The following is a 17,741-nucleotide window of genomic DNA, read 5'->3' as shown; positions in this document are numbered from 1 at the left end:
CCGGCTTGCCGTGCCTACCGGGTTCCTGTTTCACCCGGGCCGCCTCCAGGTCGCGCCGTCGCGTGGCGCCCAGTCCGGGCGATCGGCGCCCGGACACCAGAGGTTGAGGAGCCCGGATCGCATGGCGGTCGGCACTGTGAAATGGTTCAACGCAACGAAGGGCTTCGGCTTCATCGTTCCGCAGGATGGCGGAAAGGACGTGTTCGTGCACATCACAGCCGTCCAGAAGGCCGGCCTCACCGGCCTGAACGAGGGCCAAAAGCTGTCCTATGAAGTGGTGATGGAACGCGGCAAGGCCGCCGCCACCAACCTGCGCACGGAGTGATCCTGCCGCGCCTTCCCCGGCACCATTGGCTGGGGAAGGGCCAGCGCGGGCGTCAGCCTGCGCGCGTTTCCTGCACGAAGACGCGCCGCGCACCTGCCTCGCGCAGCAATGCTTCGGCGCGCGCCCGCGTTTCGGCATCCGGCGCCTGAAGGCCGATCACCGGTCCCTCGGCCCGGGGCAGGTCAACTTCCTTTTGCTTTGGCTGTCCCGATTGCGGCGTGAGGGCGTCGGCAACCGGCTCGCCGACCGCCGCCGTCGCAGCGCCCGCGGCCGCGGCCGCGGCCACTGCGGGAAGCGCGGCGCCGCCGGTGGCGATCACGATGCCGGCCGCGGCCATCGACGTCGCAGCCATCGCCGTGCCGACATGAAGCTGGCGCTGGTTGCGCCGGTCGGCCTGCCTGGGATGCTCGTCCGGCGGCGCCACCTGATCCTCGTTCGCCGCCGCCCGGGGCGGTGCGACACCGCCGGAACCGGCGGCTGGCGTTTGCTCCGGCTCCATAGCGCCGGCTTCGCGCAGCCGCCGCAGAGCTGCGTCCCGGGCCGCCTCATCCGCGAACTCGCCCCAGACGATCGGCACCGCCAGTGGCGTGTCATCGCGCTCACCGGTCCACTGGCTGCTGTCCACCGTGATGGCCATGGCGTCGCCCTCCGCTATGCTTCCCGTTCGATGGTGAACGCGGGCGGCGGCGGACGTTTCCCCGGTGCCGCCCGGCGTCCTGCCCGCCCGGAGGTTCCCGCGTGTTCGACCTGCCCGCGCTCGAAGAGGCTGCCCGCCTGGTGCACGCGGTGTTCCCGCCGACGCCGCAATACGCGTGGCCGTTGCTCGCCGCCCGCACCGGTGCGGAGGTCTGGGTCAAGCACGAGAACCACACGCCGACCGGCGCCTTCAAGGTGCGCGGCGGCCTGACCTACTTCGACCGGCTGAAGCGCGAGCGGCCCGGCGTGGCGGGCGTGGTCTCCGCCACCCGTGGCAATCACGGGCAGAGCCTGGCCTATGCCGGCGCGCGTGCCGCGGTGCCGGTGACGATCGTGGTGCCGCGCGGCAACAGTGTGGAGAAGAACGCCGCGATGCGGGCCTTCGGCGCCCGCCTGGTCGAGCATGGCGAGGATTTCGACGCCGCGCGCATCGAGGCCATGCGCATTGCCGGGGCGGAGGGGCTGGAGTTCGCCCCATCCTTCGCGCCGGATCTGGTGCGCGGCGTGGCGACCTATGCGCTGGAACTGTTCCGGGGCGCGCCGCCGCTCGACGCGCTCTATGTGCCGATCGGGCTGGGCTCCGGTATCTGCGGCTGCATCATGGCGCGCGACCTGCTCGGTCTGCCCACCGAGATCATCGGCGTGCAGAGCACCGAGGCCGACGCCTATGCCCGCAGCTTCGCCGCCCACCGCGTCGTGACCGTGCCGAGCGCCAATACGCGCGCCGACGGCATGGCCACGCGCATCCCCGACCCCGCCGCGCTGGAGATGATCCGGCGGGGCGCGTCGCGCATCATCACGGTGACCGATGCCGAGATGGCGGCGGCGATCCGCGCCTATTGGCAGGACACCCACAACCTGGCCGAGGGCGCCGGTGCCGCGCCGCTCGCCGCGCTGCTGCAGGAGGCGGCGCGGATGCGGGGGCGGCGCGTCGCGGTGATCCTGTGCGGTGGCAACATCGACCTGGCGTTGTTCAGGGAGTGGGTGCTCGGCGACTGAGGCAGGCGCCGACGGGGGCAGGGCAGCAACGAACGCCGGGCCTTCCGCCCCGTTTCCTGCGGGCTCACGCGGGAGGCGCCGATGAAGATCCACCACCTCGACCTCGGCCCGCTGCGGCCGCTTGGCGGCCGGCTGATGGACGGGATCACGCCCGGGGCGGTGGCGCGCCTCACCTGCCATTGCCTGCTGATCGAGACGGATCACCACGGCCTGGTGCTGGTGGATACCGGGTTCGGCCTGCGCGACACGATGCGGCCCGTCCCGCGCCTGCCCGCCTGGAATCTGGCGCTGCTGCGCCCGCGGCTCGACCCCGAACGAACCGCGATCCGGCGCCTGAAGCGGCTCGGCTTCGCGCCGAACGATGTGCAGCACATCGTGATGACGCATCTGGACTTCGACCATGCCGGCGGGCTGGTGGATTTCCCGCATGCCGTCGTGCACCTGACCGCCCCGGAGGCGGAAGCGGCGACGGAGCGGCGCGGCATCATCGGCCGGGCCCGCTGGCGCCCGGCGCAATGGGGTGACACCTCGCGCTGGCACACGGTGGAGACGCGGCTCGGCAGCCGCGGCCGCGGCAGCGGCGAGACGCTGTTCGGGCTGCGCAACGTGCGCGAGATCGCCGGGCTTCCGGAGGAGTTCCTGTTCGTCCCGCTGCCCGGCCATACGCCGGGCCATGCCGGGGTGGCGGTGAAGGGGCCGCGCGGCTGGCTGCTGCATGCCGGCGACACCTACTTCAACCGGGCCGAGGCCCATGGCGACGGCGCCGCGCCGCCGCTGCTCGCGGCCTATGAGCGGATGATGGCCGCCGATGTTGCGGCGCAGCACGACAGCCTGGCGCGGCTGCGCCAGATGCTGGCTGCGCCCGACGCCGATATCGCGGTGTTCTGCACGCATGACGCCGTGGAGTTCGTGGCGATGGCCGCGTGGAGCGAGGGAGACGGCGGCGCTGTTGCGGCCGGGCCCGTCAGCCAGCCGGCATCGCAGGAGACCGCGGGCTAGGAGCGTGTCCCGACCGATTGGATGCGACCGGTCGGGCATGGTTGCCGCCGACGTGGCGCCGACGGGCATGCCGGCGCCCGCCTCCGCGCGGCCGAGCGCCGCACACGGTGACGGCGCGCCCTACAATGTTCGCGGGCCGTCCGACGAGACGCCATATCGTCTCCTGGATAGAACATAAGATAGATAATTAAGATTCATTTCCGAAAAAGATCCGCGTCCTGGCGCGTGCAGGGCTGGGGGCGGCTTTGGCATCCAGCGACAAACGCGTGCAAAGCCTTGTTCGTGCGGGCGATTTCCTCACACACGAGCCGAGCCGCTGCCGGCCGCAGCGTCTTCCTGGCTGCTTCGAACCTTTCCTGACATTTCGTGACGGTTCCGAACGAGCGTGCGCAAACGTTAAGAGTCATTATGACGTATCAAAATTACGAATTTCCTATGAGTTAGAGAGGACACCCCACTCATGATGCTCCCGACCTTGCTCCCGAGCCTCCGCCGCATGCTTGGCGACCGCCGCGGTGTCACCGCGGTCGTCTTCGCCGCCTCCGTGGTTCCGCTCTTTGGCGCGGTCGCGCTCGCGACCGATGCGGGCGTGTGGTACTCGGCGCGTCGCGGGGCGGGGAACGCGGCCGACATGTCGGCGCTCGCGGCGGCGGCCGTCCTGCCGCGGAGCGGCGAGGCCACCGCGAGGCTGGCCGCGGCGGACGTGTCGGGCCGCAACGGCTTCGCGCATGGCGGGATCAACACGGTCGAGGTGAACATCCCGCCCGCCAGCGGCCCGAACAGAGGCAACCCCGCGGCGGTCGAGGTGATCGTGCGGCAGCAGCAGCGCCTCGCTGCGTCCGGCATGTTCCTGCGCAGTGCGCCCATCGTCGCCGGGCGCTCGGTGGCGGCGGTGCGGGACAGCCGCCCGGTGTGCTTCCTCGCCCTCGCCGGCGGATTCACGGTGGCGGGCTCCGCCACGATCAGCGCGCCGGAGTGCGCGCTCGCCTCCAACCGCACCAGCGGCCCCGGCTTCGACTTCAGCGGCAGCGGCCAGGTCACCGCCTTCACGGCAAGCGCCGTGACCACCTGCGACGGCTGCGACGATGAAGCCGTGCAACTGACGCAGCCGGCGGCGGAAGGGCAGCTTCCCGCCAGCAATCCCTATGCGCATCTCGACACCAAGGTGCTCCCGTCCTTCAACGGCAGCTCCTGCCTGAGCGCATCGAACAACCCGACGAGCCTCTCCCCCTACGAGAGCAACGGGCGCCGCGCCTATTGCGACGACATCCGCGTGGCCGCCGGCGCCACGCTGACGCTCACGCCCGGCACCTACTACCTCCACAACGCCTCGCTGCGGGTGAATGGCGGCGGCAGGCTCGAATGCCCGACCTGCACCGGCGGTGAGGGCGTCACGATCGTGCTCACCGGCGATCCCTCCCGGATCGGCGAGATCGACATCAATGGCGGCGCGATGGTGGGGCTGCGCGCGCCGGAGAACCCGCAGGATCCCGACTACCGCGGCATCCTGTTCTACCGCGATATCCGCGCCACCGGCGGCGGCGGCACTGCCGCGGTGAAGATCGCCGCCAATGCGGAGTTCGACATCGAGGGCGGGCTGTATTTCCCAAGCTCGACCGTGCAGTTCAGTGGCGCCTCTGCCACCGATGGCTGCATGGTGCTGGTTGCCGACACCATCGAGCTGCGCGGCGGCTCTTCCGCCGGCGTCAGCAGCTGCGCCGGGACCGGAACCGGCGTGAGCTACACCCAGGTGGCGCGGATCATCGAATAGCAGCGGGCCGCACACGCCCGCGCAAGCTTCGCACCGGGCGCCGATCGCCCGGTGCGAAGCGACGTCCCGGTCCGCCAGCGGGTCAGTCCGTGGCGAAGCAGTAGAAAAGCCCGGCGCCGCCCGTGCTGCGCAGATTGTCCTGGCTGCAGCCGCGCGACGGGTGCGAGGTGTTCCAGGAGCGGGAGGGCGCGTCGTCCCGCAGCCCGACCCGATCATGATGGCCGAGCATCGCCGAGCCATCCTGGCCGCTATAGGTCCAGTTCCGGCAGGTGCGGTCCTCGGCGCCGCTGAAGGCGGTGCCGTCCTCCTGCGAGCCGGTAAGGATGTCATGGCGATTCGGCGTGTCGCCGCGGCCGTTCACCAGCTGGCCGCGCTCGTCCACGTTGGTCTGCTTGGTCATGGCGTTGGCGGGCGAGTGCAGCTCCGCAACGCTGCGGGCGATCACCACGCCATTGGCGTTCTGCCAGGGACCGGTCCCGATGCGGTCGCGCGCATTCACCGCGCCCGAACCCTGGGTGCTGAGATAGGCCCGCCAAGTCCGTTGGCCGGCGCCGGCCGCGCTGGCCAGCGCTTGGCAATGCGCATCACCGCCGGCGAGGCCACCGAGATCGGCGCCGCGGCCGATGCCGATGCTGGTGACGAAGAACGTCATGTTCCGCGCGGCGTCCGGTGCCGGCGTCTGGGCGTCGGCCGCCAGGCCGAGGGCCGTCAGCAACGCCACCGCAGCCGGCAGCATCAGGGTCCTGCGCATTCGCGATCCTCCCGCTTGCGCCGGCCAGGTCCTGGCCGGCCCACCGGGCGAAGACTATGCACGAGGGCCCGGGCGCGGGGGACCGAAAATCGCCGGCTGCGCCGGGGGTCAGATCACCTGATAGCGCGCCTTGGCGGCCCGCTCGATGGCGCCGGCGATCAGCCGGTCGATGTCGAGGCCGATGCGCAGATCCTGGAGGAGCTGCAGTTCCTCCTGCGTTGCCTCGCCATCCGCGGCGCAGACCTCGCAGGCGAGCAGGTAGGCGGTCTCGCGCAGGCGCATCGGCAGGGAGTCGCGCAGCAGCGTCATCGCCTGGTCGAGCCCGTCATTGCGGCCGAGCAGCTTGGCCACGGCATCGGTGACGGTCTCGATCTCGCCGCTGTGGAAATCGGCGAAGACGGGCAGTTCCTGCACCATGCGGCTCATCATGCCGACTTCGGCATCGGACATCGGGCCATCGGCGACCGACATCAGCACCATGGCGCAGACCAGCGCCTCCTGCGGGGTGAAGCGGGCGATGTGGGCCTCGCTGCGGGCGGTCATGGGAGGCTCTCCGGCGTGAACAGGGGCACTCCCTCGCGCGGCAGCGGGGGCGGGTCAAGCGGGCGCGGTGTCACGGCTCCGTCGCCGCGGACGGCGGATCGGCATCGCGCGCGGTGCCGGGCGCGGCGCGCAGCCGGCGCAACAGCGGCAGGGCCGCCTCGATCTCGGAGTCCGGCAGGCCGGCGGCGCGCGGCGGGATCGAGGCGGTGGCGACGGCAACCGCCTGCTCCCGCCCGGCGCGCCCGGCGTCGGCGAGGAACACCAGCTTGCCGCGTCCGTCGCGCGGATGCGGGCCGGTGCGCAACATCATGCGAGCGCTTTCGGTGCCGTGTGCCGCCGCTCTACGCTACGGGCCTGGACGGGAGGACAGGGCGATGGTTCGCCGTGATGCCGCGGGTGGCTGCCTCTGCGGGGCGGTGCGCTTCCGCGTCGCGCTGCCGAGCAACTGGGTGGCGCATTGCCATTGCCGCATGTGCCAGCGCGCGCATGGCGCGGCCTTCGTCACCTGGGTCTCGGTGAAGCGCACGAGCTTCGCGGTGGAGCCGGCCGGGGAAGCGGCGCTCGCCTGGCACGAGTCGAGTCCCGGTGCGCGGCGCGGATTCTGCCGGCGCTGCGGCTCGCCGATGCTGTTCCGGTCCGACCGCTGGGCGGAAGAACTGCATGTCGCCGCGGCGGCGCTGGACGAGGGCCCGGACCGCGCGCCGCAGGTGCACGCCTTCTGGGATACGCATGTCGCCTGGACCAGCGCCGACCCCGACCTGCCGAAACGGACCGAGGCGGAACTTCGGGCGGCGAAGACTCAGGGCTGAGCCAGGAACTCCCGCGTCGCCTCCACCGCCTGGCGCAGCCCGAGGCGCTGCACGATCACGCCGTCCGGCAGCCCCGCCAGCAGGCGGGAGGGCGTGCGCGCATCGAGCAGGACGAAGACGCCCTTGTCGTCGGCGCGGCGGATCAGCCTGCCATAGGCTTGGCGCAGGCGATGACGGGCGATCGCGTCGTCATGCGCCTTCGGGCGACCCTCGGAGAGGTGCAGGCGGCGCTCACGGTGCAGGATGGTCGGGCGCGGCCAGGGCACGCGGTCGAACACCAGGATGCGCAGCGACTGGCCGGGCACGTCCACGCCATCACGCATGGCATCGGTGCCGAGCAGGCAGGAGGACTCCTCGGCGCGGAACACGTCCACCAGCGTGGCATTGTCCATCGCGTCCACGTGCTGCGCGTAGAGCGGGATGCCGGCCTGGGCGAGCGGTTCGGCGATGCGCGAATGCACTTCCCGCAGGCGGCGGACGGCGGTGAACAGGCCGAGCCCGCCGCCGCCGGCGGCGACGAACAGCGTGCGATAGGCGGCTGCGACCTGGCCGAATTCCTCCCGCGCCACATCGGTGACGACCAGCGCGCGGGTGCGGGCGCCGTAGTCGAAGGGCGAGGGCACGGCGGCGCGGATGGCGGGCGCGGCCAGGTGCTGCACGCCGGTGCGGGCCTCGGCGGCGCGCCAGATCGTGTCGGGGTCGTCGGTCTCCCCGTCGCCGGAATCGCGCAAGGTGGCGGAGGTGATCAGCACGCCATGCGCAGGAGCCGCGACCGTCAGCGCGAAGGGCTGGGTGGGGTCGAGGTGGTGGCGGAACATCCCCGCATCCACCTCCCGCCCCTCGCGGCGTTCCAGGGCGAACCAGTCCACGTAGTCGGGGCGAATGCCGGGCGGGCGGGGCGGCTCGGCCAGCGTCTTGAGCATCGCGCCCCAGCCGGTGAGCGGCATCAGAGCTCGCCGCTCGATGCCGCGCACCGCGGCCTCGATGCGGATGCGGTCGCCGACTTCCAGCTCCTCCGCCTCGTCTTCCAGGCGGGCGTGCAGACGATCGCGCAGGGTCTGCAACGGGGCGTGCAGGCGGGCGAGGGCCGCGCCCAGCTTTTCGGCCGCTTCGGGGACACCGGGGTTCAGCGGGTGGACGTCGCACTCGACGCCATAGCCGGCATCGTCGTCGCGGATGCGCGCCAGCACCTGGCGGCGGACGGAATGAAGAAAATCCTCGGTGGCGCCGCGCGGGTCGTTCTCCGCCAGGCGCGAGGGCCAGCCCTGGCCGGGCAAGGCGCGGGCGGCCTGCAGGGCGTCTTCCAGGGGCATCAGCAGGTCGGGACGATCGCCGACCAGCTCCTCCATCCGCCGCGCCAGGCCGCGGGCGCGGGAGCGGCCGCCCTCGGCGCCGAGCAGCCAGCGACGCAGCTCCGCCGTCTCGCCGCCGGTGAGATCGGCGGAGAAGGCGGCGTCGGCGGCGTCGAACAGATGGTGGCCCTCGTCGAACACCAGCCGCAGCGGGCGGCCATCCTCGCCACCGCCGAGGGCGGCCTGCACCATCACCAGCGCATGATTCGCCACCACCAGCGTTGCGGTCTTCGCGCGGCGGATGGAGTGCTCGACGAAGCATTGCTTGTAGTGGCCGCAGGCGGAGTGGACGCATTCACCGCGGCGGTCTGCGAGCGGCCAGACGGCGTGGTGGCCGAAGAGCTCGCTGAGCCAACCCGGGAAATCGCCGCCCATCAGGTCGCCGTCGCGCGTGAACAGCGCCCAGCGGGAGACCAGCGCAAGAGGCAGCAGCATGCCCGCCATCTGCGCCGCGCCGATCTGTTCCTCCATGTTCAGCAGGCAGAGGTAGTTCTCCCGCCCCTTGCGGACCACGACGCGGCGGCGGCGCTCGACCGGGTCGGGGTAGAGGCGCGCGGTCTCCTGGTCGATCTGGCGCTGGAGGTTGCGGGTGAAGGTGGAGATCCAGACCGGGGCGCCGTTGCGCTCAGCCCAGAGGGAAGCGGGCGCGACATAGCCGAGCGTCTTGCCGGTCCCGGTGCCGGCCTCGGCGAGCACCAGGTTGGGCGAGCCCTTGGCCTCGCGGGCCTGGAAGGCGCCGGCGGCGGCGGAGGCGAAGTCGGATTGCTGCGGGCGCTGCTCGGCGCCCTCGCCCAGGATGTCGGCCAGGCGGCGGCGGGCCTCGGCTTGGGTGATGGGCTGGTGGGCGGGGGGCGGGGGCGGCGCCTCGTCCTCCCAATCGGGCAGGCGGCGCCAGACCTTCAGCGGATCGAGCGAGGGGCGGGCGTCGGGCTGGCCGAGCGCGGCGAGGACCGACTCGGCCCAAGGCCAGTGGATCTCGGCGCCGAGCTTCTGAGCGAGTTGGGCGGCGTCGCGGTTCAGGGGTGCGTTGCGGCCGGCGGCGAGGTGGCGGAGCAGGTCCGTGGCAAGCTCCGGCAGCAGCGCAGCGGCGGCTTCGTCGTCCGCCGGCAGGTCGCGGTCCAGCGAGATGGCGAGGCCGCGCGGGGTGGGCGCGGCCGGGTGGGCCGGGCGGCAGAAGGCGAAGAGCTCCAGCAGGTCGCAGGCCGGGACGGGCGGCAGGCCGAGGCGCCTGAAGGTGGCGGGGGCATGGACCAGCAAAGGCGGGCCGAGATCGCGCAGGCGGCGGCCGATCTCGGCGGTGGGGAGGGTGAGGAGTTCGCCATCGGGGGTCAGCAACGCGCCGCGCCCGAAGCCGGCGACCAGCGCCGGGGCGTCGGGAAGGAGAAGGCGCGGCTGACGGGCGGGGATGGCGGCGCGGGGCGAGGACACGGGGGCAATCTGGCCCGGATGGGGGCGCGAACAAAGAGGGAAGGCACCGTCCGGTTTTCCCGGGGGCCCACCCGGCCCGCCCCGATGGGTGGTTTCCGAACACTAGGCTTGCTCGAATGGAGGCGTGCCGCCGGCGGCCTTGAACTGGCGCATGATCGGCAGGATCACGCAAAAGAAGATGGGCAGGCAGAGAACGAGGCCGATACCGAAGGGCGCGGTGCAAAGGCAGACGACGATCGCCCCGACGGTGACGCCCGAGCGCCCGCGGCTCGTCTGCTGAAAGGCAATCAGGCCCCAAAGCAGCAGGGTCGGCGCAACCAGCAGCGCCACGACGCCGACCACCGCGATCCTTACCGACTGCTCGCCGAACGATATCGCGTCGCGCACGAAGGCAGGTGCTGGCAGCCCCAACTCCAGCAGCAAAGGTAGGATGCCGGCTACCCCGAACAGGATGGCGGTCGCCGCCAAGCTTCGCCGCACCTTCTTCACTCCTGGGGAATGATGCACCGGTTCAGGGGGGCGACTCCATACGGGCAAGATGGCCCAAGCGCGCCCGGCCTATTGCGCCTGGACGGCGGTCTAGCCATCTATCTAGCCAGATCAACACGCGAGCGCTGCCCGTGCAAGTTCCCCTGTTCGAGGCCAAGAACCGCCTCAGCGCCCTGGTGGCGGAGGCCGAACATGGTCGCGAGGTGACGATCACGCGGCGCGGCGTGGCGGTTGCGAAGATCGTTCCCGTCGCGCCCGGCTTCGATCGCGAGAAGGCACGCCGCACGGCGGAGGCGCTGCGCCAAGCCAGCCGGGGCCTCACCCTTGGAGGCATTGGCATCAAGGAACTGGTGGATGAAGGCCGGTCTTGAGCTTCGTCATCGACAACTCTGTCGCGCTGGCCTGGTGCTTCGCGGATGAGCAGGCACCGGAGTTGATGGCGCTGCTCGACCGTGTGGCCGAGGCGGGCGCGGTCGCGCCTGGGCTCTGGCCGCTGGAAGCGCAGAACGGCTTGCTCATGGCAGAGCGCCGGCAGCGGGTGGATGCGGCGCAACGCGCCGAACTGGCGCGGTTGCTCCGGGAATTGCCGATCGCGCTGGATGCGGAAACGGCCGAACAGGCGTGGACGGACACGATCCGTCTCGCGGAGCGGTTCGGCCTGTCGGTGTACGACGCGAGCTACCTGGAACTGGCGCAGCGACGCCGTCTGCCGCTGGCGACGACGGATCGGGCTCTCCGGAGCGCGGCCGCCGCTGCGGGGGTGCCGTTACTGCCGTAAGGGACCGCGGCCCCGGTTTCGCGTCCCTCCCCCGCAAGCGGGGGAGGGCGAAGGAAAGTCAGGCCGCCACCTTCAGCGCCGGCACCCGCTCCGCGATCTGCACCGCGTTGAGCGCCGCGCCCTTCAGCAGCTGGTCGCCGCAGACGAAGAAATCCAGGCCGTGGTCGCCGAAGACCAGGTTCTGGCGGATGCGGCCGATCTCGCAATCGTCCTGGCCAGTCGCCGTCAGCGGCATCGGGTAGAGCTTGTTGGCGGGATCATCCACCACCTTCACGCCGGCAGCGGCGCGCAGGACCTCGCGCGCGGCGTCGGGCGTGATGGGCTTCTCGGTCTCGATCGTCACGCTCTCGCCATGCACCCGCATGGTCGGGATGCGCACGGCCGTGCAGGAGACGGGAAGGTCGGGCAGACCCATGATCTTCCGGGTCTCCCAGACGACCTTCATCTCCTCCCGCGTGTAGCCGTTGGGCTGGAAGCTGTCGATGTGCGGGATGACGTTGAAGGCCAGCGGATGGGCGAAGACCTCGGCGCGGGGCTTCTCGCCCTCCACCAGCACCCGGCGCGTCTCGCGCTCCAGCTCGGCCATGCCCTCGGCGCCGGCGCCGGAGGAGGCCTGGTAGGTGGAGACGATCACGCGCTTCAGGCCGAAAGCCGCGTGCAGCGGCGCCAGCGCGACGACGAGGATCGCGGTGGTGCAGTTGGGGTTGGCGATCAGCCGGGCATTGCCGACCGCGGCCGCGTTCACCTCCGGCACCACCAGGGGGACGTTGTCGTCCAGGCGGAAGGCGGAGGAATTGTCCACCACCGTCACGCCGGCCGCGACCAGCGCCGGGGCGTGCTGCTTGGCGAAGTCGCCGGAGACGGCGAGCAGGGCCAGGTCGAGATCCTTCGCCTTGTCCGGCGTGAACTCCTCGATGGTGATCTCGCCGAAGGGCGTCGTGACCCGCGTGCCGGCGCTGCGGCCCGAGGCGAAGAGGCGGAGTTTCGTCACGGGGAAGCGACGCTTGCCCAGGACCTCCACCAGCTCCTTGCCCACCGCACCCGTGGCGCCGATCACACCGACCCGCATCGGGGTCTCTCCTTCTCGCATGAGCGTTCACGCCGGCGGGCAAGCGACCCGCCAGCCTGGCGCAGATAGCGCAAAGCGGCGGCAGGGCCAAATGCGCCGTTGCGGGGTCTGCCCTGTCCGGGGTCGCCTGCGCCGCCCCGCCTCCCTATAAGGCGCGGCGGAACGCCCCCGCACGAGCACCCACGCATGTCAGACGCCGACTATTCCGCCGACGAGTCGCGCGCCTTCGGCGCGACGAAGGCCTGGCCCTTCGAGGAGGCCCGCAAGGTCGCCGCCCGGGTGCAGGCCTCGGGCAAAGGGTCGGCGCTGTTCGAGACGGGCTATGGCCCCTCCGGCCTGCCGCATATCGGCACCTTCGGCGAGGTGGCACGCACCACCTGGGTGCGCAACGCGTTCACGCGGCTGACCGGCCTGCCCTCCCGCCTGGTGGCCTTCAGCGACGACATGGACGGGCTGCGGAAGGTGCCGGACAACGTGCCGAACCGGGAGATGCTGGCCGGCCACCTCGGCAAGCCGGTCACCGCCATCCCCGATCCCTTCGGCACGCATGAGAGCTTCGGCCACCACAACAACGCGCGCCTGCGCGCCTTCCTCGACCAGTTCGGCTTCGACTACGAGTTCGCCTCCTCCTCCGACTACTACCACTCGGGCAAGTTCGACGCGGCGCTGCTCCGCATGGCGGAGCGGCACGAGGCGGTGCGCGACGTCATCCTGCCGACGCTGGGGCCGGACCGCCGCGCCACCTATTCGCCCTTCCTGCCGATCCACCCAAGGACCGGCGTGGTGATGCAGGTGCCGATGGAGGAAGTGCGGCCGGGCCTCGACGAGCTGGTCTGGCGCGATCCCGACACCGGCGAGCGCTTCGGCACCCGCATCACCGGCGGCCATTGCAAGGCGCAGTGGAAGGCGGACTGGGCGCTGCGCTGGTTCGCGCTCGGCGTGGATTACGAGATGTCGGGCAAGGACCTGATCGACAGCGTGAAGCTCTCCTCCGCCATCTGCCGCGTGCTGGGCGGGGAGCCGCCGGTCGGCTTCACCTATGAGCTGTTCCTCGACGAGGCCGGTACCAAGATCAGCAAGTCGAAGGGCAACGGCCTCTCGATCGAGGAATGGCTGCACTACGCGCCGCCGGAATCGCTGGCGCAGTTCATGTACAACCAGCCGGGCCGCGCCAAGCGCCTGTTCTTCGACGTGATCCCGCGCGCCACCGACGAGTACGTGCAGAACCTCGACCGGCTGCGCGCCGCGCCGACGCCGGACAACCCGGCCTGGCACATCCATGGCGGCGGCACCAACGATCCCGGCTCGCCGATCTCCTTCACCATGCTGCTGAACCTGGCCAGCGTGATCAACGCCGACAATCCCGGGATGCTCTGGGGTTTCCTCCAGCGCTACGCGCCGGATGTGACGCCCGAGAGCCATCCGCTCGTCGCGCGGCTGGTCGAGCGCGCCGTCGCCTATTACCGCGACCGCGTGGTGCCGGAGAAGCGGCACCGCCCCGCGACGCCGGCCGAAGCCGAGGCGATGCGCGACCTGGCCGCCGCGCTGCGCGAGCGCATCACCGACCTCGAGCAGATGCCGCCCGAGGACCGTGCCAAGGCGATCCAGGACCTGGTGTACGATGCCGGGCGCCGTGAGCCCTTCCTGCAGCCGGCCAAGGACGGCGGGCGGCCAGGTGTCTCCCGCGCCTGGTTCGATGCGCTTTACCAGGTGCTGCTCGGCCAGCCGGAAGGACCGCGCTTCGGCGGCTTCGTCGCGCTCTACGGCATCGCCGGCACGATCGGCCTGATCGAGACGGCGCTCAGCCGGGACACGCCATCTGCATGAAGGGCTGGCTGCTCCTGCTCAAGCGGCACGGGATGACGGTCTTCGGGCTGGTCCTGCTCGTCGCCGCGGTCTGGGTGGTGCAGAAGGAATTCCGCAGCCTCTCGGTGGCCGATGTGCGTGCCGCGCTGGATGCGATCCCGAACGCGACGCTATGGCACGCGGCGGGATGGACGCTGCTGGCCTATGCGGTGCTGACCATCTACGACCGGCTGGGCAGCGTCTATGCCGGCCATCCCGTGAGCTATGCGCGCACCTCGCTGGCCTCCTTCTGCGCCTATACGCTCGCGCATAATCTCGGCTTCGCGGCGGTCTCGGGGGCTGCGGTGCGCTACCGCTTCTATGCCGCCTGGGGGCTGCCGCCGCTGGCGATCGCCAAGGTGGTGGCCTTCACCAGCCTGACCTTCGGCCTCGGCGCGCTTGCGCTCGGCGGACTGGTGCTGGTGGTGGAGCCGGAGGTGGTGCCGGGCCTCGGCGAGCACGTGCCGCACTGGATCATGCAGGCGCTCGGCCTCTGCGCCTGGGGGATCCTGGCGGCCTACCTGACGATGTCGCGCATCCGCAGCCATGTCACGCTGTTCAGGTACCGCATCGACCTGCCGGGCTTCCGCATGGCGCTGGCGCAGACCACGCTGGCCAGCGTGGACGTGGCGGTGACGGCGATGATCTTCTACGCGCTGCTGCCCGGGGCCGAGGGCCTGACCTATCTGCGCTTCCTCGGCATCTACATCGCCGCCTATCTGGCCGGGATTGCGGCCAGCCTGCCGGGCGGCATCGGGGTGTTCGACAGTGCCATCCTGATCGGCCTCGCGCCCTATCTCGGCCCGGCCGAGGTGATCGGCGCGCTGCTGGTGTTCCGCCTCTACTACTACATCGTGCCGCTGTTCCTCGCCGGCCTGCTGTTCGCCGGCTTCGAGGTGGCGCAGCGGCGCCATGCCCTGGCGCGGCTCGCCGCGGAGCAGCGCGTGGCGGACGCGCTGGAAGTGCCGGCAATCGCCGGGCTGGTCGGGCTCGGGGGCACGGTGCTGATCTTCCTCGGGGCGTTGCCGACGCGCGGGACGCCCATGTACGAATGGGCGGGCTACGAAGCGGCGGTCGCCTCGCATTTCGCTGCCTCCGTGGTCGGCTCGCTGTTGCTGCTGATGGGCTACGGATTGCTGCGGCGGCTGTCGCTGGCCTGGGGGCTGGGCATCCTGCTGCTGCTGAATGGTGCGGTGATCTGCTGGCTGCGGGAGGATCCCTGGTGGCTCTGGGGTGCCTTCCTGCTGGTGGCGACGCTGCTGGCGGCGATGGGCAGCGCCTTCTACCGCCACCCGCGGCTGCTGCGGGAGCCGCTGGGCGCGGAGACGCTGGTGGCGATGGGCGTGGTCGGCGGCTGCGCCATCCTGCTCGCCCTCGTGTCGTACGGCGGGAAGGTGGCGGCGGAGAGCTGGTTCGAGGTGGTGCTCTCGCCGCTGGCGCCGGACAGCCTGCGCTTCACCGTGGGCCTGGCGGCGGTGCTGCTGCTGATCGGCATGCTGCGGCTGCTGCGCCCGGCGCGCATCGTGCCCGAGCCGTGGAGCGAGGAGGTGCGCGCGCGGCTGCGCCGGCTCGGCGCCGCGCCGCCGGAGCGGGCGGATGGCGCGGCCTTCGGCGATGCCGGGCGCGCCGGCTTCGCCTTCGTGCAGCGCGACGGGATCTGGATGGCGCTCGGCGATCCGGCGGGGGAGGAACAGGACCGCGTCTCGGCGATCTGGCGCTTCCGCGACATGTGCGACCGCGCCGGGGTGGACCCCGCCTTCTGGCGCGTCTCGCCGGCGCTGCTGCGGGTGTATGGCGATATCGGGCTGACGGCCTTCCCGCTCGGCCCCCCGGCGGCCGGCGAGCCGCAGCGCTACCTGGCGTGCCGGGCCGAGAAGGATCTGGAGAAGCTGCTGGCGCTGCTGCCGCAGGCGGAACCGGTGAGCGGCGTCAGGCGATAGTTGCCCTCAACAGCATAGAGGTCAGGGCCGCACCGCGGCCCCGCGCGCAGAGTGCCCGCGTGGCCCAGCGCAACAGCGCGTCGTGCCGAAGGCACGCCTCCGGCATGACGGCGCGCAAGCCACTCGACGTGCCGCATCGAGGGCGGATGCCGGCGCCCGGCACCTGAGGGCACCAAGATCACTGGCTCGCCCAGACGATCCGGTGCATGAACTGCAGCTCCTCCAGCCCGAAGCTGTAGCCCGGATGCAGCGGGTTGAGGCTGGCGAGCTCCACGCGCTTCGCCGATTGCCGCAGCAACTCCTTCGCCATCACCTCGCCCTGTCGCGTGCGCACCACCACGCGGTCGCCGCGGCGGATGGGCGCGCCGGGCGAGACGATCACCACGTCGCCGTCGCGGAACACCGGCTCCATCGATTCGCCGCTGATCTCCAGTGCATAGGCGTTGGGGTCGAGCACGTCGGGCACCGAGATCTCGTCCCAGCCGCCGCCGACGGGATAGCCGCCATCGTCGAAGTAGCCCTCGCCGCCGGCCTGCGCCAGGCCGATCAGCGGAATGCGCCGGCCCGCCACCGCCCGCCCGCGCGAGAGCGTCGGCACGCCGGTGACCAGCGAGGCGAAGGCCTCGATCCCGGTGCCGGTGGCGGTCAGAACCTTTGCCACGCTCTCGGTGGAGGGCCAGCGCGAACGGCCGTCCGGCCCGGTGCGCTTGGAGGGATTGAAGGCGGTCGGGTCCAGCCCGGCCTTGCGCGCCAGGCCGGAGGCGGAGAGCCCATGCTCCGCCGCGAGCGCGTCGATTGCCCGCCAGACATCCTCGTGCCGCATCATCTGCCAGTGCCTCTCCGTCGAGTCGCCCTCGTCCTGGGGCGCTGGGCATCACATCCTAGGTTTCGAGTCGCGAAGCAATAGGAAGTTTTGCCTTGCAACCATCGGTGGAGAGCGTTAACGTTGCGATGTTCCTGTTTTGTTCGGGATCGGAAGAAGGACCCCCCATGCCCATCGCCCCCGGCCGCGCCCCCATCCTGGCCAGTCTGACCAAGGCCGAGCCCTTCGCCAGCGCCGAGGAGGCCTGGTTCTGGACCATGGCCGCCCTGATCGCCCGGCGCGAAGGTGCCCGCCTCTCCGCCGCCCGCGGCTCGGTGATCCGCCCCTGCGAGCCCGACGATGTGGTGAAGTGCCTCGACCGCTTGTACCGCCAGCGCCGGATCGAGTTGCAGCATGCGCGCATCATGCGGATCTGGGGTGAACGCGGCAGCGCCCCCAGCCCGCGCTATCCCTCCGAGCGCGGCGACGCGCGTCTGTGGCGCGAGGCGATGGAGCGGCTGGACTTTCCGCTGCGCCAGAAGGGAATCGTTGCCGGCGTCGCCCGCGGCATGACGCCGACCGAAGGTGCGGAGATCATCCCCTTCCCCGGATGTTCCGCGTGAAACGCCTGGCGCATCGGCGGGTGGAGGCCGGGGGCGAAGGCCAGCGGATCTGGCTCGCCTTCGGCGGCGAGGCCGACCAGCCTTGGCTGAAGCCGCTGCGCCGAGGCTTCCGGCACTGCTTTGCCGCGCTGGCCGACGAGGCCGGCTGGACGGTGCTGGAGCCGCTCTCCGGCCGGTTGCTGGTGGCACGCCTGCCGGTGCCGGCCGGCTTCGACCTGCCGGGCTTCTACCGCCGCGCCGGCCTTTCGGTGCTGGGCCCCTTCGCCCCCGGCCTGCCGCGCGCCCGCAAGCTGCCGGCATTTGCGCCCTTCACCTGCGTGGCGCTGTGCCGCGCTCTGCTGGGGCCGGACGCGCCTTTCGCAGTGACCCCGTATGGGCTGTTCCGGGCGCTCGGCGGAACGGAATCTCGTCGGTCTAGGAAAAAAGTCTTGACGGCGGGCTGAGGCCGGCCTAGAACGCTTCTGCCACGGGGCGAATTGCGCCTCGCGGTTTACTCCTCCTCCCCGGTATCCCCGACTTGAA

General features: G+C 71.4%; 19 protein-coding genes. 11 read left to right on the top strand and 8 right to left on the bottom strand.

The genetic code is table 11. The features are described 5' to 3' along the window. The first annotated feature begins 121 nt into the window (after window positions 1-121). Entirely contained in the window at window positions 122-325 is a 204-nt protein-coding gene (locus ACESM1_RS01075; protein WP_372616919.1) for a cold-shock protein, read from the top strand. Between the two features lie 52 nt (window positions 326-377). On the opposite strand, the gene ACESM1_RS01070 is transcribed toward ACESM1_RS01075, so the two are convergent. Further along, on the bottom strand, window positions 378-962 hold the full coding sequence (locus ACESM1_RS01070; protein WP_372616918.1) for a hypothetical protein: 585 nt from the start codon (window positions 960-962) through the stop codon (window positions 378-380). 101 nt (window positions 963-1,063) lie between these two features. Here ACESM1_RS01070 and ACESM1_RS01065 point away from each other — a divergent pair, with 101 nt between their 5' ends. The 3 genes from ACESM1_RS01065 to ACESM1_RS01055 all read left to right on the top strand — a co-directional run bounded on the left by ACESM1_RS01065 (window position 1,064) and on the right by ACESM1_RS01055 (window position 4,790). After that, window positions 1,064-2,020 carry a threonine dehydratase gene (locus ACESM1_RS01065; RefSeq protein ID WP_372616916.1) on the top strand — a complete coding sequence of 319 codons (957 nt, stop codon included), beginning with the start codon at window positions 1,064-1,066 and terminating at the stop codon, window positions 2,018-2,020. Between the two features lie 81 nt (window positions 2,021-2,101). Then, on the top strand, window positions 2,102-3,019 hold the full coding sequence (locus tag ACESM1_RS01060) for an MBL fold metallo-hydrolase (protein ID WP_372616915.1): 918 nt from the start codon (window positions 2,102-2,104) through the stop codon (window positions 3,017-3,019). A gap of 460 nt (window positions 3,020-3,479) precedes the next feature. Then, window positions 3,480-4,790, top strand: coding sequence for a pilus assembly protein TadG-related protein (locus ACESM1_RS01055; RefSeq protein ID WP_372616914.1), 1,311 nt, complete (start codon window positions 3,480-3,482; stop codon window positions 4,788-4,790). Between the two features lie 82 nt (window positions 4,791-4,872). On the opposite strand, the gene ACESM1_RS01050 is transcribed toward ACESM1_RS01055, so the two are convergent. The 3 genes from ACESM1_RS01050 to ACESM1_RS01040 all read right to left on the bottom strand — a co-directional run bounded on the left by ACESM1_RS01050 (window position 4,873) and on the right by ACESM1_RS01040 (window position 6,394). Continuing rightward, window positions 4,873-5,541 carry a hypothetical protein gene (locus ACESM1_RS01050; protein WP_372616912.1) on the bottom strand — a complete coding sequence of 223 codons (669 nt, stop codon included), beginning with the start codon at window positions 5,539-5,541 and terminating at the stop codon, window positions 4,873-4,875. A gap of 108 nt (window positions 5,542-5,649) precedes the next feature. Beyond that, complete coding sequence (locus tag ACESM1_RS01045; RefSeq protein ID WP_372616911.1) at window positions 5,650-6,084, bottom strand: tellurite resistance TerB family protein; 435 nt, start codon at window positions 6,082-6,084, stop codon at window positions 5,650-5,652. A gap of 70 nt (window positions 6,085-6,154) precedes the next feature. Beyond that, window positions 6,155-6,394, bottom strand: a complete 240-nt coding sequence (locus tag ACESM1_RS01040) for a hypothetical protein (RefSeq protein WP_372616909.1) — start codon at window positions 6,392-6,394, stop codon at window positions 6,155-6,157. 64 nt (window positions 6,395-6,458) lie between these two features. Here ACESM1_RS01040 and ACESM1_RS01035 point away from each other — a divergent pair, with 64 nt between their 5' ends. Continuing rightward, window positions 6,459-6,893 carry a GFA family protein gene (locus ACESM1_RS01035; protein WP_372616908.1) on the top strand — a complete coding sequence of 145 codons (435 nt, stop codon included), beginning with the start codon at window positions 6,459-6,461 and terminating at the stop codon, window positions 6,891-6,893. On the opposite strand, the gene ACESM1_RS01030 is transcribed toward ACESM1_RS01035, so the two are convergent. Both ACESM1_RS01030 and ACESM1_RS01025 read right to left on the bottom strand, forming a co-directional pair. Continuing rightward, the gene (locus ACESM1_RS01030; protein ID WP_372617315.1) at window positions 6,884-9,652 is read right to left on the bottom strand and encodes an ATP-dependent DNA helicase; all 2,769 of its coding nucleotides are present in this window, start codon (window positions 9,650-9,652) and stop codon (window positions 6,884-6,886) included. The two genes, ACESM1_RS01035 and ACESM1_RS01030, sit on opposite strands and share 10 nt — an antisense overlap. Window positions 9,653-9,775: 123 nt before the next feature. After that, on the bottom strand, window positions 9,776-10,141 hold the full coding sequence (locus ACESM1_RS01025) for a hypothetical protein (RefSeq protein ID WP_372616906.1): 366 nt from the start codon (window positions 10,139-10,141) through the stop codon (window positions 9,776-9,778). A 152-nt stretch (window positions 10,142-10,293) separates the two neighbouring features. Between ACESM1_RS01025 and ACESM1_RS01020 the strand changes: the two genes are divergently transcribed. Then, the gene (locus tag ACESM1_RS01020; protein WP_372616904.1) at window positions 10,294-10,533 is read left to right on the top strand and encodes a type II toxin-antitoxin system Phd/YefM family antitoxin; all 240 of its coding nucleotides are present in this window, start codon (window positions 10,294-10,296) and stop codon (window positions 10,531-10,533) included. Next, window positions 10,530-10,940: a type II toxin-antitoxin system VapC family toxin gene (locus ACESM1_RS01015; RefSeq protein WP_372616902.1), complete on the top strand. Its 411-nt coding sequence runs from the start codon at window positions 10,530-10,532 to the stop codon at window positions 10,938-10,940. Before ACESM1_RS01020 ends, ACESM1_RS01015 begins: the two co-directional genes overlap by 4 nt. Window positions 10,941-10,998: 58 nt before the next feature. Here the strand turns inward: ACESM1_RS01015 and ACESM1_RS01010 are convergent, their stop codons facing one another. Further along, entirely contained in the window at window positions 10,999-12,009 is a 1,011-nt protein-coding gene (locus ACESM1_RS01010) for an aspartate-semialdehyde dehydrogenase (RefSeq protein WP_372616901.1), read from the bottom strand. A 186-nt stretch (window positions 12,010-12,195) separates the two neighbouring features. On the opposite strand from ACESM1_RS01010, the gene ACESM1_RS01005 reads away from it, so the two are divergent. Then, the gene (locus ACESM1_RS01005) at window positions 12,196-13,836 is read left to right on the top strand and encodes a lysine--tRNA ligase (protein ID WP_372616900.1); all 1,641 of its coding nucleotides are present in this window, start codon (window positions 12,196-12,198) and stop codon (window positions 13,834-13,836) included. Continuing rightward, complete coding sequence (locus ACESM1_RS01000) at window positions 13,833-15,794, top strand: phosphatidylglycerol lysyltransferase domain-containing protein (protein ID WP_372616898.1); 1,962 nt, start codon at window positions 13,833-13,835, stop codon at window positions 15,792-15,794. The genes ACESM1_RS01005 and ACESM1_RS01000 overlap by 4 nt, the downstream gene beginning before the upstream one ends. A gap of 178 nt (window positions 15,795-15,972) precedes the next feature. Here the strand turns inward: ACESM1_RS01000 and ACESM1_RS00995 are convergent, their stop codons facing one another. Further along, a complete protein-coding gene (locus ACESM1_RS00995) occupies window positions 15,973-16,620 on the bottom strand; it encodes a helix-turn-helix transcriptional regulator (RefSeq protein WP_411278353.1) in 648 nt (215 codons plus the stop codon). 164 nt (window positions 16,621-16,784) lie between these two features. Here ACESM1_RS00995 and ACESM1_RS00990 point away from each other — a divergent pair, with 164 nt between their 5' ends. Then, window positions 16,785-17,219: a hypothetical protein gene (locus tag ACESM1_RS00990; RefSeq protein WP_372616896.1), complete on the top strand. Its 435-nt coding sequence runs from the start codon at window positions 16,785-16,787 to the stop codon at window positions 17,217-17,219. Continuing rightward, window positions 17,216-17,662: a hypothetical protein gene (locus ACESM1_RS00985; protein ID WP_372616894.1), complete on the top strand. Its 447-nt coding sequence runs from the start codon at window positions 17,216-17,218 to the stop codon at window positions 17,660-17,662. Before ACESM1_RS00990 ends, ACESM1_RS00985 begins: the two co-directional genes overlap by 4 nt. The last annotated feature ends 79 nt before the right edge of the window (window positions 17,663-17,741 follow it).

It is taken from the genome of Falsiroseomonas sp. (genome assembly GCF_041690465.1).
Classification (GTDB): Bacteria; Pseudomonadota; Alphaproteobacteria; order Acetobacterales; family Acetobacteraceae; genus Falsiroseomonas.
Note: the sequence above shows the minus strand (reverse complement) of the source record. Positions and strands in the feature narration are given on the sequence as shown.

Bases quoted from the DNA above. Each gene is read 5' to 3' on its own strand.
- ACESM1_RS01075 (WP_372616919.1), top strand. From the start codon at position 122: ATGGCGGTCGGCACTGTGAAATGGTTCAACGCAACGAAGGGCTTCGGC.
- ACESM1_RS01070 (WP_372616918.1), bottom strand. From the start codon at position 962: ATGGCCATCACGGTGGACAGCAGCCAGTGGACCGGTGAGCGCGATGAC.
- ACESM1_RS01060 (WP_372616915.1), top strand. From the start codon at position 2,102: ATGAAGATCCACCACCTCGACCTCGGCCCGCTGCGGCCGCTTGGCGGC.
- ACESM1_RS01055 (WP_372616914.1), top strand. From the start codon at position 3,480: ATGATGCTCCCGACCTTGCTCCCGAGCCTCCGCCGCATGCTTGGCGAC.
- ACESM1_RS01050 (WP_372616912.1), bottom strand. From the start codon at position 5,541: ATGCGCAGGACCCTGATGCTGCCGGCTGCGGTGGCGTTGCTGACGGCC.
- ACESM1_RS01045 (WP_372616911.1), bottom strand. From the start codon at position 6,084: ATGACCGCCCGCAGCGAGGCCCACATCGCCCGCTTCACCCCGCAGGAG.
- ACESM1_RS01040 (WP_372616909.1), bottom strand. From the start codon at position 6,394: ATGATGTTGCGCACCGGCCCGCATCCGCGCGACGGACGCGGCAAGCTG.
- ACESM1_RS01035 (WP_372616908.1), top strand. From the start codon at position 6,459: ATGGTTCGCCGTGATGCCGCGGGTGGCTGCCTCTGCGGGGCGGTGCGC.
- ACESM1_RS01010 (WP_372616901.1), bottom strand. From the start codon at position 12,009: ATGCGGGTCGGTGTGATCGGCGCCACGGGTGCGGTGGGCAAGGAGCTG.
- ACESM1_RS01005 (WP_372616900.1), top strand. From the start codon at position 12,196: ATGTCAGACGCCGACTATTCCGCCGACGAGTCGCGCGCCTTCGGCGCG.
- ACESM1_RS01000 (WP_372616898.1), top strand. From the start codon at position 13,833: ATGAAGGGCTGGCTGCTCCTGCTCAAGCGGCACGGGATGACGGTCTTC.
- ACESM1_RS00995 (WP_411278353.1), bottom strand. From the start codon at position 16,620: ATGATGCGGCACGAGGATGTCTGGCGGGCAATCGACGCGCTCGCGGCG.
- ACESM1_RS00990 (WP_372616896.1), top strand. From the start codon at position 16,785: ATGCCCATCGCCCCCGGCCGCGCCCCCATCCTGGCCAGTCTGACCAAG.